Source organism: Actinokineospora alba (assembly GCF_004362515.1).
GTDB lineage: Bacteria > Actinomycetota > Actinomycetes > Mycobacteriales > Pseudonocardiaceae > Actinokineospora > Actinokineospora alba.
In genome coordinates this window covers 5,133,396-5,146,652 of record NZ_SNXU01000001.1, presented here as the reverse complement: position 1 = coordinate 5,146,652, position 13,257 = coordinate 5,133,396, and the positions used below count along the sequence as shown (strand labels likewise).

9 protein-coding genes are annotated in these 13,257 nt (G+C 70.2%); 2 read left to right on the top strand and 7 right to left on the bottom strand.

Going from position 1 to position 13,257, the window contains the following annotated elements; genetic code table 11:
* The first annotated feature begins 214 nt into the window (after positions 1–214).
* On the top strand, positions 215–3,217 hold the full coding sequence (locus C8E96_RS23685) for a right-handed parallel beta-helix repeat-containing protein (RefSeq protein ID WP_133794707.1): 3,003 nt from the start codon (positions 215–217) through the stop codon (positions 3,215–3,217).
* 323 nt (positions 3,218–3,540) lie between these two features.
* Here the strand turns inward: C8E96_RS23685 and C8E96_RS23680 are convergent, their stop codons facing one another.
* Positions 3,541–5,991 (bottom strand): collagenase, encoded by a 2,451-nt coding sequence (locus tag C8E96_RS23680; protein ID WP_091368175.1) that lies wholly within the window; start codon positions 5,989–5,991, stop codon positions 3,541–3,543.
* Positions 5,992–6,150: 159 nt separating this feature from the next.
* On the opposite strand from C8E96_RS23680, the gene C8E96_RS23675 reads away from it, so the two are divergent.
* Complete coding sequence (locus tag C8E96_RS23675; RefSeq protein WP_091368173.1) at positions 6,151–7,107, top strand: LysR family transcriptional regulator; 957 nt, start codon at positions 6,151–6,153, stop codon at positions 7,105–7,107.
* A gap of 28 nt (positions 7,108–7,135) precedes the next feature.
* Here the strand turns inward: C8E96_RS23675 and C8E96_RS23670 are convergent, their stop codons facing one another.
* From C8E96_RS23670 to C8E96_RS23645, 6 genes are read right to left on the bottom strand one after another with little or no spacing between them, the layout of a single operon-like run.
* A complete protein-coding gene (locus tag C8E96_RS23670; RefSeq protein WP_091368170.1) occupies positions 7,136–8,506 on the bottom strand; it encodes an aldehyde dehydrogenase family protein in 1,371 nt (456 codons plus the stop codon).
* Complete coding sequence (locus C8E96_RS23665; protein ID WP_091368167.1) at positions 8,503–9,504, bottom strand: proline racemase family protein; 1,002 nt, start codon at positions 9,502–9,504, stop codon at positions 8,503–8,505. Before C8E96_RS23665 ends, C8E96_RS23670 begins: the two co-directional genes overlap by 4 nt.
* A 1-nt stretch (position 9,505) precedes the next feature.
* On the bottom strand, positions 9,506–10,426 hold the full coding sequence (locus C8E96_RS23660) for a dihydrodipicolinate synthase family protein (protein WP_091368165.1): 921 nt from the start codon (positions 10,424–10,426) through the stop codon (positions 9,506–9,508).
* On the bottom strand, positions 10,423–11,772 hold the full coding sequence (locus tag C8E96_RS23655) for an FAD-dependent oxidoreductase (protein WP_091368161.1): 1,350 nt from the start codon (positions 11,770–11,772) through the stop codon (positions 10,423–10,425). Before C8E96_RS23655 ends, C8E96_RS23660 begins: the two co-directional genes overlap by 4 nt.
* Complete coding sequence (locus tag C8E96_RS23650; protein ID WP_091368158.1) at positions 11,769–12,035, bottom strand: (2Fe-2S)-binding protein; 267 nt, start codon at positions 12,033–12,035, stop codon at positions 11,769–11,771. Before C8E96_RS23650 ends, C8E96_RS23655 begins: the two co-directional genes overlap by 4 nt.
* Positions 12,032–13,207, bottom strand: coding sequence for an NAD(P)/FAD-dependent oxidoreductase (locus C8E96_RS23645; protein WP_228769564.1), 1,176 nt, complete (start codon positions 13,205–13,207; stop codon positions 12,032–12,034). The genes C8E96_RS23650 and C8E96_RS23645 overlap by 4 nt, the downstream gene beginning before the upstream one ends.
* Positions 13,208–13,257 lie beyond the last annotated feature (50 nt).

Genomic DNA, 13,257 nt, shown 5'->3' with positions numbered 1-13,257 from the left:
TCTGATGTATTGCCGAGATGTATAGCTGGTAGGTCCGTCAAGTTGCAAGACCTTCAGCCAGATTGATGACAGATAGATCGGATGTGCTGGTCTACCTGGGTCTCAATAGCGCCAACCTGCCGTGATTCCGGCCAGCGACCTTGCGGAAACATCCGATCCATTTCACACTTGCCGACACCTCAGCCAGCGACAGTGATCGGACAGGTGGTGCGGCGTGGACACACGGACCAGATGGCGGATCAGCCGGTTAGCCGTGGTGGCGGCGATCGCCACCACCCTCGCGGCACCCGGCTCGGCACAGGCCGCGGCGACCACGCTCTACGCGGCGCCGACCGGGTCGGGAACCGCCTGCACCGTGGCCGCGCCCTGTTCTCTCACCGGAGCCCGGGACAAGGCCCGGGCGCTGCTCCCCGGCGGCGACGTCGTCGTCCAGCTCCGGGGCGGGACCTACCGGCTGACCAGCACGTTCGACCTCACCGCCGCCGACTCCGGGGTCGCGGGCAGGCCCGCGGTCTGGCAGGCGTACCCCGGTGAGCGGCCCATCCTCTCCGGCGGCCGCCAGGTCACCGGCTGGCAGGTCAGCGACGCCGGCCGCGGCATCCACCGGGCGCCGGTGGCCGCGGGGACGCGTGCCCGCCAGCTGTTCGTCAACGGAGTGCGGGCGGACCGGGCGCGGACGCCACTCAACCCCGCCGGGTTCACCAAGACCGCGGGCGGCTTCGCCACCGCCGATCCGAAGTACCTCGGCTGGGCCGACCCGACCGGCGTCGAACTGGTCGCGCGCAACAAGTGGAAGCACCTGCGCTGCCCGCTGGCGTCGATCACCGCGAACGGCACCGGGTCGAGCCTGAACGCGGCGCAACCGTGCTGGGGCAACGCGGGCACCGCGCCGAACCCCGACTACTACTTCCCGTACAACGGCTCCGGCCGAGTCGGCCTGGACACGGTCACGTGGCTGGAGAACGCCTACGAGCTGCTCGACACCGCGGGCGAGTTCTTCCTGGACTCCGCCGCCGGGTACGTCTACTACATCCCGCGGGCGGGTGAGAACCTGTCGACCGCCACCGTGGAGCTGCCGGTGACCGAGACCCTCGTGCGGCTCGCGGGCACGCCGGGCCAGTTGGTCCCGTACAACAACGACGACTCGCGCATCAGCTACCAGGGCACGTGGGGCGTCAGCGGCGGCCGGACGTTCGGCGACCTGCGCGACGACCTGCGGTACACGCAGACCAACGGCGATTCGTCGACCATCACCTTCACCGGCACCGGGATCGACGTGCTCAGCGAGCGCTACAGCGACCTGGGCGACATCGACGTCTTCGTCGACGGCGTGTTCGACCGGACTGTCTCCGCTTATCGCGGCACGGACCGGCTCGCCCAGCAGGTGATCTACTCCAAGACCGGACTCACCCAGGGCAGCCACACCGTGCGGCTGGTGAAGAAATCCGGCAGCTACCTGGTCATCGACGGATTCGTGCCGGTCACCGCGCCGATCGCGCCGGTGCACGACATCGCGCTGCGCGGCATCACCTTCGCCCACAGCGCGTGGTCGCAGCCGTCGGGGCCGGAAGGCTACGCCGACAACCAGGCGGGCGTGATCTGGGTCGGCTCCCCCGCCCGCACCGCGCGCACCCCGGGTGCCGTCCGCGTCGAGCGGGGACAGCGGATCGAGGTGTCGGGTGGCGAACTCGCCCACCTGGGCGGAGTCGGCGTCGACCTCGCCTTCGGCACCCAGGACAGCACGGTCATCGGCAACCGCGTCCACGATGTGTCCGGCAGCGGTATCAGCGTCGGCGAGTTCGACGACTTCTGGCTGACCGACCCGGCGCGGATGACCTCGGGCAACACCGTGTCCGACAACGCGATCACCTATGTCGGGCAGGAATACGAGGACGCCGTGGGCATCCTGGTCGGCTTCACCCGGGCGGTGACGTTGTCGCACAACGAGATCGCGCACACCCCGTACTCAGGCATCTCGCTGGGCTGGGGTTGGGGTTGGGCCTCCCCCGGGGTCGCACGGCACGGGACGAACTACGCGCAGGCGAACAACATCACCGACAACTACGTCCACGACGTGATGCGCGTCCTGTCCGACGGCGGGCTGATCTACACCCTCGGCGGGCAGGGCGACGGCAGCGTGCGGTCGGTGTTCTCCGGCAACGCGCTGAGCAAGGCCACCGCGCACCACGCCAACGCTCAAGGCGTGTACCTCGATGAGGGAAGCTCGTGGTGGGACGCGCACAGCAACGTCGTGTCCCAGACCGCGCAGAACTGGACGATGGAGTGGATCAACACCATCCACGACATCACGATCCGCGACAACTTCTCCGACGTCACCCGGCAGACCAACAACGGGACGAACGTGACGATCACGAACACCACGTTCGTCACCGACGGGAACTGGCCCGCCCGGGCCAAGGAGATCGCCACCAACGCCGGTTTACGGCCCGCGTACCGCAAGCTGATGCCGGTCGATCCCTATCTCGGCAACGACGGTGAGCTGGGTTCGCTGCTCTCCCCCGCCACCATCGGCTACACCGGCGCATGGTCGGTCTCAAGTGGACGACAGACCGGTGACCTGAACCAGGACCTGCACGTGACCTCAGCCAATGGGGCCCAGGCGGCGTTCACCTTCACCGGCACCGGAATCCGAGTGCTGGGCGAACGCTCTCCCGACCAGGGCGCGCTGGCTGTGAGTATGGACGGCACTGTGGTCGGGACCGTCGACACCTATTCCGCGACGCGGAAGGTGCAGCAGGTGATCTATCAGGTGGGTGGGTTGCCGTATGGGCAGCACACTGTGACGCTCACCAAGCAGAGCGGGACCTACGCGACCATCGACGGGTACCTGCTGGACCGCAGTGTGAACAACAACGACCCGACGGTGGAGTACTCGGGGACGTGGGGTTACCACTCCGGGCGCGGGTTCGGTGACTACCAGAACGATGTGCAGTACTCCCTCGCCAACGGGGACTCCGTCACGGCGACGTGGGTCGGGACGGGGGTTGACGTGGTCACCGAGCGCAATTTTGACCAGGGTGATTTGGATGTCTATGTGGACGGTCAGTTCCGGGCGACGGTGAGCACGTTCGCCTCGACTCGGCAAGTGCAGCAGAAGGTGTTCGGGATCGATGGGTTGAGGGCGGGGGTGCATACGGTGACATTGGTCAAGAAGTCTGGGCAGTATGCGGTGGTTGATCGGTTCACTGTGCGGTAGCCGGACCTGTCGGGTGCCTGTTTGGGTGGAGTGGTTTCTTTGGGGCCCCTACGAAGAAAGACCCCTGTCGTGGAAAAGCGGGTGGGGAGCCTTCGGCCCACGACCACGGCGAGTTTAGGGGTCTTTCTTCTCCCCCAAAGAAACCACTCCACCCAAACAGGCAGTTGGGATAGGCACGTTGCGTCGGGTGGGTGGTGTCGGCTGGGTGGGTGGTGTCGGCTGGGTGGTGGTGGTGGTGGGTGGTGTCGGGTAGGTGGTGATGGTGGTGGGTGGCGGGCCCGTCGGTGAGATGCATCGGGCGGGCCCGCTTCCCTCCCCTGTGCCTAGTACCTGGTGGCGACAGTGACGCCCGAGCAGGCGGTGGAGCCCTTCAGGCTGATGTACACGTATCCGCTGGGTGGGTTTGCCACCACGACGGACTCGTTGTTGTTGCCCGTGACCGACCGGTGGGTGGCCGTGGCCGTGGTGGCCCAGTTGGTGGGGCTGTAGTAGAGATCGCAGTTGCCCGACCCGCCGCTCGCGGTGATGCGCAGCTGGGTGGTTCCGGACGGGACGAACAGGTACAGGTAGTCATACCCGGAGTTCGCCGCGGAGCGGTTGGTGCGCTGGCAGTTCTTGCCCAGTGCGCGGGTGTCGGCGCCCCCGCACTCGGGGAGCGCGGCCGTGACGGTGACCGTGCGGGTGGTGGTCGCCGTCGCGCCTTTGTTGTCGGTTGCGGTGAGGCGGACGGTGTAGGTGCCCGCTGTCGCGTAGGTGTGGGTGGGGGACGTGGCGGTGGAGGTGCCGCCGTCGCCGAAGTCCCAGCGGCGGGTGGTGACCGTGCCGTCGGGGTCGGTGGAGCGGTCGGTGAACGCGGCGGTCAGGCCGGTCACCGTGTGGGTGAAGTCCGCTGTGGGCGGTCGGTTCCCTGTTCCGCAGTCGCCTGCCGCGCATGCGGTGAGCCAGGTGTTCCAGTCGGCGTCGTAACGGGTGCCGATCGTCGTCTTCAGGTGGGTGCGGGCCGCGGTGTAGTTGCCCGCGCGGTAGTGCCCCAGGACCGTCGTCATGTCGGCGGGGTGCGACTGCATCATGTAGCGCACCGCGAGGTAGCCCCAGCGGTACACCCGGGTCGCGTCGTGGTCGTAGGTGGTGTCGAACAGGGTGCTCAGGGTGTAGGTCTTCTTGGCCGCCTCCGCGATGGCCGCCGTGTTCGTCAAGTTCCGGTAGGACCAGGACACGTACTCGGCGACGCCCTCGATCCACCAGACGGTCGGGGTGCTGACGGTGGTCGGGAAGTCGCCGTACATGTTGTAGCGGCCGTCGAGGTAGTGGGTGTACTCGTGGTTGAGGTTCCACACCTCGAACGTCGGCCGCAGCCATTCCGCCTCATAGGCGATGAAGCGCGGCACATTGCCCGCCGTAGCGGGGTTGCCCTCGAGGTACATGCCACCGTTGTTGGTGTCGATGTCGAACATCGTGCCCGCGTAGGTCTTGTAGTCGGCGCTGGAGTCGTAGACCACCACCTCCAGCGTCGTGTTGAGGTCGTTCGCCACCGGGCCGGGGTCTCGGACCACGCCGTGGAAGAAGGCGTCCTGGTTGGCCAGGCTCGTGCAGGAGGCCGACAGTTCGGCGGCCGTCATGGCCTGGGCGCGGATCCGGAGCGCGCCCGAGCAGGTGTGCGTGATCGGCAGGATCGCGGCGTTCAGCCGGGCGGGCAGGTCGCAGACGTCGTAGTACGCGCAGTTGGCTTTGTCGTAGGAGTCGGCCATCTCGGCGACGCCGATCCAGAGCCCGCCGGTCGGTCCGGTGATCGAGCTGCGGTCGAGCAAGCCCTTCGCGAGTGGGCGCACCTTGGCGCGCAGCGCCTCGTACTGCAGGAACCTGCCCAGCTCACGGCCCGCGTTGGTGGTCAGGTACGCGCGGCTGGTGCCCAGGAGGTTCAGGTGTGCCAGCGCGAAACCGTTCAGCGAGTCGATGACCGCCGGGTCGCTCTGCACGGCGGAGACGAACGCGGGCAGGTAGTGGCCGCGGAACAGTACTGTGTAGACACCGTTGACCGCCGACACCATCGAAGGGTAGGCGTCATAGGCGCTGGTGTAGCTGGAAAGCAGGCGACGGACGATTCCGAGGTACCGGGCGTTCTCCTGCGCGCTGTCGATCAGGGTCACCGCCTCGGACAGCGTGGCACCGTTGGCCTCGCTGACGGTGAACGCCCGCGGGTTGCCGTAGAAGGTGTCCAGCGCGGCCTGGATCGCCGTGCGCAGCGTGGGACCGTAACCGCCGACGACATCGGGGTTGTACCACTGGACGAAATACCCGGCGCGCAAGTAGAGGACGAGTTGGCCGGTGGCGGTGGAGTTGTCGCCGGGGTAAGCGACGGCGTTGTCCCGCAGTCCGTACGCGACGCTCACCATCTGCGCCTCGCGGAAGGCTCCGGTGGCCGTGCTCCCGGTGAGCGTGAACAGCGAGTTGACGCAGTCCAGGGTCGACGAGCGGATGTGCTGGACCAGCGCGGCCCCGGTGCGGCCGGCGAACTCCGCCGGGTCGCAGGCCGCGGCGGACTGTGTGGCCGCCACCCCACTCGTTCGCGGTGTGGTGGCCGGAATCGGGCCGCGGTCCTTCAGCGGCGTCGTCGTCCTGGACTCACGGGCGGTGCCGTGGGACTGGGCGACCGGCGGTGGCGTGGTCGCGGCGGACGGGCGTTCAGGTGCGGCGACGGCGGCCGGGGCCGGTAAGCCCAAGGTGGCGGCGAGCAGGGTCAGCAGGACCAACCCGGGTCGCGGACGAAATCTCATCACGGTGTCTCCGGTGCAGGGGGATTTGCCGCGTCGGGCGGCATGCAGGGTAGGGCGCGCGAGGGAGATCCTCCTTTGGTATCAAGGTCATCGCGCATTGAGGGAGAGTCACACCGAGAGGGATCCACTGGTAATGATTTGGCTCTATAGTCTTTGCTTATGGACCTGGAGTTCCGACACCTGAGGGCCATTTGCACTATCGCGGAGACGGGCAGCCTCTCGCAGGCCGCGTCCGCCCTCGGGGTGTCCCAGCCGTCGCTCACCTTGCTGCTGCAGCGCGTCGAGCGGTCGGTGGGCGGGCAGCTGTTCCTGCGCAGCCGCACCGGAACCGCGCCCACCGCCCTGGGTGAGCGGGTGCTGGGCCGCGCGCGGGTGCTGCTGGTCGAACTCGACGCGTTCAGCGCCGACCTGGTGCGCCCGAACACCCAATCCGTGCTGCGCATGGGTTCGGCGCACATGGAGTGCGTCGCGACGTTGGTCTCCCGGCTCGATGAAACGTTGCCGGAGGCCGAGATCAGGCTTCAGGTGGAGCCGTCGAGCACGATGCTCGCCCACTCCCTGACCCATGGCCGACTCGATGCTGCCCTGATCGGCATGTCCGACGACAAAGACGTACCCCTTGGCGCGCAGGTGATGTACCGGACCCTGGTGCCGCGCGTACCCGTCTTCGTCGCGGTCGCGGACACGCATCCCTCCGCCCGCCTGCCCGAGATTCCCTTGTCGGACTTGGCCGAAGACTCCTGGATCTGCCCGCCCGGAGCCGACGACGGCTCGCTGGCGACGTTGCGCTCAGCCTGTCGCGGGGCGGGGTTCGTCCCCCGGATCCGCTTCGAGGTCCCCAGCGGCGGCGGCCGCCAGCTGATCAGGTCCGGCCAGGCGGTGCAACTGGTCGAGCCGACCTCGATAGGGTGCCCCGGCTTGGTCGTCCGCCCGCTCGCCGGCGAACCACTGCGGATGCGCCTGGTGCTGGCGTGGCGGCGGGAAAGGCTTACGGAGAGCCAGATCAACCGGATCCACGAAGCCTCCGCCGCCGCCTACACCCACCATGCGCTGGAGAGCCCGGTGTTCCGCCCGTGGTGGCTCGCGCACCCGGAAGTCCACCCCAGGCTCAGCTAGCGACCCGCTGAAAGCCGCTCGGCGCGGGTCAGCGGTTCGCTCCGATCTGCACTGTGCGGGAAGAGGTGTAGAAGGCCGCCGCGGCCTTGCCCTGTTCGCGGCCGCCGTAGCCCGAGTCCTTCTCACCGCCGAAGGGCAGGTGGAAGTCGACGCCCGCGGTCGGGGCGTTCACCTTCACCATTCCCGACTCGCAGCGGTCCGCCGCGGCCAGGGCGACATCGAGGTCCGCGGTGTAGACGGCCGTGACCAGCCCATAGTCGGTGCCGTTCGCCATGCTCAGCGCGGCATCGAGGTCCGGGACGGAAGTGAGGGTGGTGATCGGGCCGAAGACCTCTTCGCGGTTCAGCGCGGCTTCCGGCGCGAGTCCGCCGATCACCGTCGGGCCCACGAACCAGCCCTCGTCACCCGCTCGCGTGCCTGACGCCACCACCTGGCCGCCCTCAGCGCGGGCGTGTGTCACCGCGTCCGCCACCCGGTCGCGGGCTTGTTCGCTGATCACCGGTCCGACCGCGGTCTTGGGTTCGGCCGGATCACCGAAGCCGAGTGCGCCGATCTTGCTCGCGAGCGCCTCGCCGAGCGGCCCGCTGTCGCCCACGACGACCACGCGCTTCGTCGCGGTGCACTTCTGTCCGGCGAACCCCATTGCCGCGTACGCGATGTCGGTCGCGGCGCGGTCGAGGTCGGCGTCGGGCAGCACGATCGTCGCCGAGAGCCCACCCATCTCGCACTGGGCCGGGATACCGCGTCGCGCGGCGTCGACCGCGACGCCGCGGCCGACCGCACCGGACCCGGTGAACGACACGGCATCCACACAGGACACCAGCGCCGCACCGGTCTCCGCCGCCCCGGGCAGCACCGAGAACAAACCGGCGGGGAGGTGGGCGGTGAAGAGTTCGGCCAATCGCAGGGCGCACGCGGTGGCGTCCGGCGACGGCTTGATCAGCACGGCGTTGCCGAAAGCCAGGGCAGGGGCGGACTTCCACACCGGGATCGCCAGCGGGAAGTTCCACGGGGTGATCAACCCGGCCACCCCGCGCGGCCTGCGCGCGGTGAACCCGAGACCGCCGCCGGTCGGGTAGGTCTCGCCGATCGGGTCGAACGCCTGCTGGGCGTAGTACCGCAGCAGCGCGATGGTCCTGGCCACCTCACCGGCCGCCTCCGCGGCGGGTTTGCCGACCTCCCGCACCGCCAGCGCGGCCAACTCGGCGGCGTTGTCGGCGACCGCCTGAGCGATCGCGGCCAGCGCCGCCGACCGGACGCCGGGGGCGGCGCAAGCCCACTCCCGTTGCGCGACACGGGCTTGCGCCGCGGCGGCGAGAACGGCGCCGGGCTCGGTCGCCGGCACATCGACGACCACGTCGGACGGTCGCTGCGGCGACGTGGACAGGACTCGGGTCACAGCTGGAACCCCCTGGGGAACGGGTCTTCGGGATCGAGCAGGTACTGGCCCATGCCGGTGATCCAGGCGCGGCCGGTCACCGTGGGCAGGACACCGAGCCGGTCGCCGATCGGGACCTCCTCGAGCAGCCTGCCGGTGAAGCGGGTGCCGATGAAGGACTCGTTGACGAAGTCCTCCCCCAGCTTCAGCTCACCCCGGGCGTGCAGCTGGGCCATCCGGGCGCAGGTCCCGGTGCCGCAGGGTGAGCGGTCGAACCAGCCGGGGTGAATGGCCATCGCGTTGCGCGAGTGGCTGCCTTCCTGGCCCGGCGCGGTGAACTGGACGTGCTTGCACCCGCTGATGCTCGGATCGGCGACGTGCACAGGCCTGCGCTGGGCGTTGATGGCGTCCATGATGGACAGTCCGGCGGCGAGGATCGGGTCCTTGGCGGCGCGGTCGAACGGCAGTCCCAGCGTCTCCAGCGGGATGATCGCGTAGAAGTTGCCGCCGTAGGCGAGGTCGTAGCGCACCTCACCGTAACCGGGGACCTGAATGGTGGCGTCGAGTTCGTGGGCGTACGCAGGGACGTTGCGCACGGTCACGTGCTCCGCCCGCCCATCGCGCACGGCGACCTCCGCGAGCACCAGACCGGCGGGGGTGTCGAGCCGGACCGTGGTCACCGGCTCGGTCACCTCGACCATGCCGGTCTCCACCAGGACTGTTGCCACACCGATGGTTCCGTGCCCGCACATCGGCAGGCAGCCGGACACCTCGATGTAGAGCACACCCCAGTCGGCGTCCGGCCGGGTCGGCGGCTGCAGGATCGCGCCGCTCATGGCGGAGTGCCCGCGCGGCTCGTTCATGAGCAGCTCGCGCAGGTGGTCCAGGTTCGCCATGAAGTGCTCGCGGCGGGCCGCCATGGTGGCTCCGGGGATGACACCGACACCGCCGGTGATCACCCGGGTCGGCATGCCCTCGGTGTGCGAGTCGACGGCGCTGAAGTACCGGGCGGACCTCATGTCACGCCGCCACGGGGTTCGCGCGGAGGTAGTCGACGGCCTTGCGCATGTCCCGCTCCAACTGGGCGCGCTGCTCGTCGGCCAGCGGGCCGCGCGGCGGGCGGCACGGTCCGCCGAACCGGCCGACGACGTCCATGCCGAACTTGATCGACTGGACGAACTCGGTGCGCGAGTCCCACCGGAACGCGGCCACGAGCGGCTCGTAGAGCGCCCGCGCCTCGGCCAGTTTGCCTTCCATGGCAAGGGAGTAGAGGCGGGCGGACTCGGCGGGGAAGACGTTCGGGAACCCGGCGAACCAGCCGGTCGCGCCCATCAGCAGGCTCTCCAGGACGACGTCGTCGGCCCCGGCGATCACCGCGATGTCGGCGGCCTCGCGGATCTCCAGCACCCGGCGCACGTCGCCGGAGAACTCCTTGACCGCGACCACGTTGTCGATCTGGGCGATCTCGGCGACCAGCTCGGGGGTGAGGTCGACCTTGGTGTCGATCGGGTTGTTGTAGACCATGATCGGCAGCCCGGCCTTGGCCACCTCCGTGAAGTGGTGGATCACCTCGCCGTGGTTGGCCCGGTACATGGTGGGCGGCAGGCAGAGCACGCCGTCGGCGCCGTCCTCGGCGGCCAACTCGGCCCATTGCCGCGCCTGGTGGGCGCCCGCGCCGTGCACGCCGACCACGACGATGCCCGTGCCCTTGACCGCCTCGATCGCGGTGCGGGCGACCTGCCTGCGCTCGTCGTCGGTCAGCGAGGAGTACTCGCCGAGGGAGCCGTTCGGCCCGACGCCGCGGCAGCCGTTGGCCACCAGCCACTGGCAGTGCTCGGCGTAGCGGTCGAGGTCCGGGCGCAGGCCCGCGGGCGCCTTCGGGTCTTCGGCGTAGGGCAGCGCGGTGGCGACGATCACGCCGTCGAGCCGTTCCTGGGTCACGTCTTCTCCTTATCGGGGTCCTCGGCGAGTTCGCCGAGGCGCAGTGGTGCCGCGATCGGCCGTCTGGCCGTGTCGGCGGGGTCGTAGTGGCCGCCAGTGAACCCGGCGGCGAGTTCGGCGGCGTTGCGTCCGCAGACGCGGCCCTGGCACAGGCCAAGGCCCACGCGGCTGGTCAGCTTGAGCGACCGCACACCGAGCGCGGCGCGCTCCCGTGCGGCCGTGCGCAGCGCGGCGAGGGTGACCTCCTCGCACCGGCAGACCAAGGTGTCGTCGGCGGGCCAGGTCCGCCAGCCCGGAGGGACCGGGTAGGCGTCGGCCAGCCCGGCGGCGAACGTCCGGCCTCGGCGCGCTTTCCGCAGTGCCGCTTCGGGAATCGGTCTGCCCGCCGCCGCCGCGCCCGCGATGGCGCCTTCGGCCGCGGCGAGGTCGGCGCCGCCGATGCCGGTCAGCTCGCCCGCGGCGAACACGCCGGGAACGGAGGTCTCCTGGCTGGGCGTCACCTCGACGAACCCGTCGATAAGGCGGCAGCGCGCGGAGACCGCGAGTTCGAGTTGCGGTGTGAAGCCGAACCCCACGCAGACCGCGTCGACGGGAACGCGGCGCTCGGTCCCCGGCCGGATCCCCCACTCGCGGTCGAGGGCGGCGGTGGTCACCTCGGTGACCCGGTCCTCACCGTGGGCGGCGATCACCGTGCGCCTGGTCCGGTAGGGAATGCGGTGCGTGGCGAGCAGTCGGGCGTATCCGGCCAGTTCCGCGAGCTTGCCGCGGCCCGCGAAGAGAGCGGACGGCGTCCAGCCGCGGAGGCCGCCGTTCGCCTCCAGGACTTCCACGACTTGGGCGCCGACAGCGGTCAGGGATTGCGCGACCGGCAGCAGGAAGGGGCCGGTGCCCGCGACGACCACCCGCTTGCCGATCGCGACCCCTTGTCCCTTCGCGAGGGCTTGGGCGGCGCCCGCGGTGACGACGCCGGGAAGGTCCCAGCCGGGGAACGGCAGGGCACGGTCGTAGGCGCCGGTGGCCAGGACGAGGGCGTCGGCGGTCAGGGTCTCGCCGCGGCGTCCGGGTCCGTCGGCTTGGCCCGTGCGCACGTGGACTCGATGTCCGTCGCTGAGCGGCTCGATAGCCCAGACGACGGTGTCGGCGAGCAGGCGGACGTTCGGGTGCTCGACAAGCCTGGTGCCGCCGGGAACCTTGTCCGGTCCCGCGCCCGCGGGCTGGCGGTGGAACTGCCCGCCGACAGTGGGCGCGGAGTCCACCAGGGTGACCTCGGCGCCCGCGTCGGCGGCGGCGAGCGCGGCATTGATGCCCGCGGGCCCGGCGCCGACGACCACGACACGTCTGGTCATGACCGTGCCTCCGGCAACTCGGCACCGTGCTGGGTGCGGATCTCATCCCCGTCAGCGACGACGCGCTGGCAGGCACGGACGTCGGGGATGCCGTTGACCACGACCAGGCAGTCGAAGCACACACCGATGCCGCAGAACAGGCCGCGCGGTTTGCCACCGGTTCTGGTGTCCCGCCAGGACACCTGCCCCGCGGCGATGAGGAGCGCGGCCACGGTCTGGCCGGGGCGGGCGGGCTGGGCCACGCCGTCGACGGTGACGTTCACGCCGCCTCCATGAGCGCCGGGCGGTCCACTCGGAACGGTGTCGGGTCGAGGTGTGGCTCGGCACCGGTCAGCAGCTCGGCCAGCAACCGGCCCGTCGCGGCGGCCAGACCGATGCCCGCGCCCTCGTGGCCGGTGGCGTGCCAGAGGCCGGGGACCCGCGGGTCCGGGCCGATCACCGGGAGGTGGTCGGGAGCGTAGGGACGGAAACCGCCGTAGGCGCGCATCACCGGCACGTCGGCGAGGATCGGGAACAGCGCCACCGCCTTGCGGGCGAGTTCGCGCAGGACCTTGACCTCCAGGTGGTCGGTGAAACCCACCCGCTGCCTGCTTGAGCCGATCAGGACCGGGCCCGCGGGGGTCGACTCGACCACGCTGGAGGTCTGCAGGTCGGCGTCGCCGCTGGCGACCGCGCCGACGTAGTCGGCGTCGTACACCTTGTGCCGGATGGTGGGTGGCAGCGCGGCGGTGACCAGGACTATCCCGCGCCTGGGCAGGATGGCGATGGGGGCGCCCGCGGCGGCGGAGAAGGCACCGGACCACGGGCCGCAGGCGTTGATGACGGCACCGCACGCGACCTCGCCGTCGGAGGTGCGCACGGCGCGGACGCGGCCGGTGGCGTCGGTGTCCACTCCGGACACCGTAACCCCCGAACGCACCGTGCCGCCGCGCTCGCGGACGGCCGCGAGCAGCGCGCACGCGGCCAGGACCGGTTGCAGTTGCGCGTCCTGCGGATAGTGCACGGCGGCGGTGACCGCGCGGGTCAGGTGGGGTTCGAAGTCGCGGGCCCGCTCGGCCGGTATCTCCCGGGCGTCCACCCCGACGGACCGCTGGGCGGCGGCGAAGTCCAGCAGGGGCCGGGCGGCGGCCTCGGTGGTGGCGACGACGAGACCGCCCTTGGCCTCCCACTCGATCTCCGCACCCGCACCCAGATCCTCGCGCAGCGACTCGATCAGCGACGGCCAGCGCAGTCGAGACGCCACAGCGAGGTCGAGTTCCGGGCCAGGTGCCTTGTCCGACACCAGGACGTTGCCCTCACCGGACGCGGTCGTGGCCGAGGCCGGTGCGCCGCGGTCGAGCACCGTCACCCGGACACCGGCGACGGTCAGCGCGTGCGCGCAGGCGGCGCCGATGACACCGGCGCCCACCACCACCACGTCCGGGTACACGCTCACCGCCTCCAAGCCTCCAGCGTTCATTAAAGTGAACACCGGGGACGTTAGGG

Coding starts and splice junctions, on each gene's coding strand:
- C8E96_RS23680 (WP_091368175.1), bottom strand. CDS start 5,991: ATGAGATTTCGTCCGCGACCCGGGTTGGTCCTGCTGACCCTGCTCGCC.
- C8E96_RS23675 (WP_091368173.1), top strand. CDS start 6,151: ATGGACCTGGAGTTCCGACACCTGAGGGCCATTTGCACTATCGCGGAG.
- C8E96_RS23655 (WP_091368161.1), bottom strand. CDS start 11,772: ATGACCAGACGTGTCGTGGTCGTCGGCGCCGGGCCCGCGGGCATCAAT.
- C8E96_RS23665 (WP_091368167.1), bottom strand. CDS start 9,504: ATGAGGTCCGCCCGGTACTTCAGCGCCGTCGACTCGCACACCGAGGGC.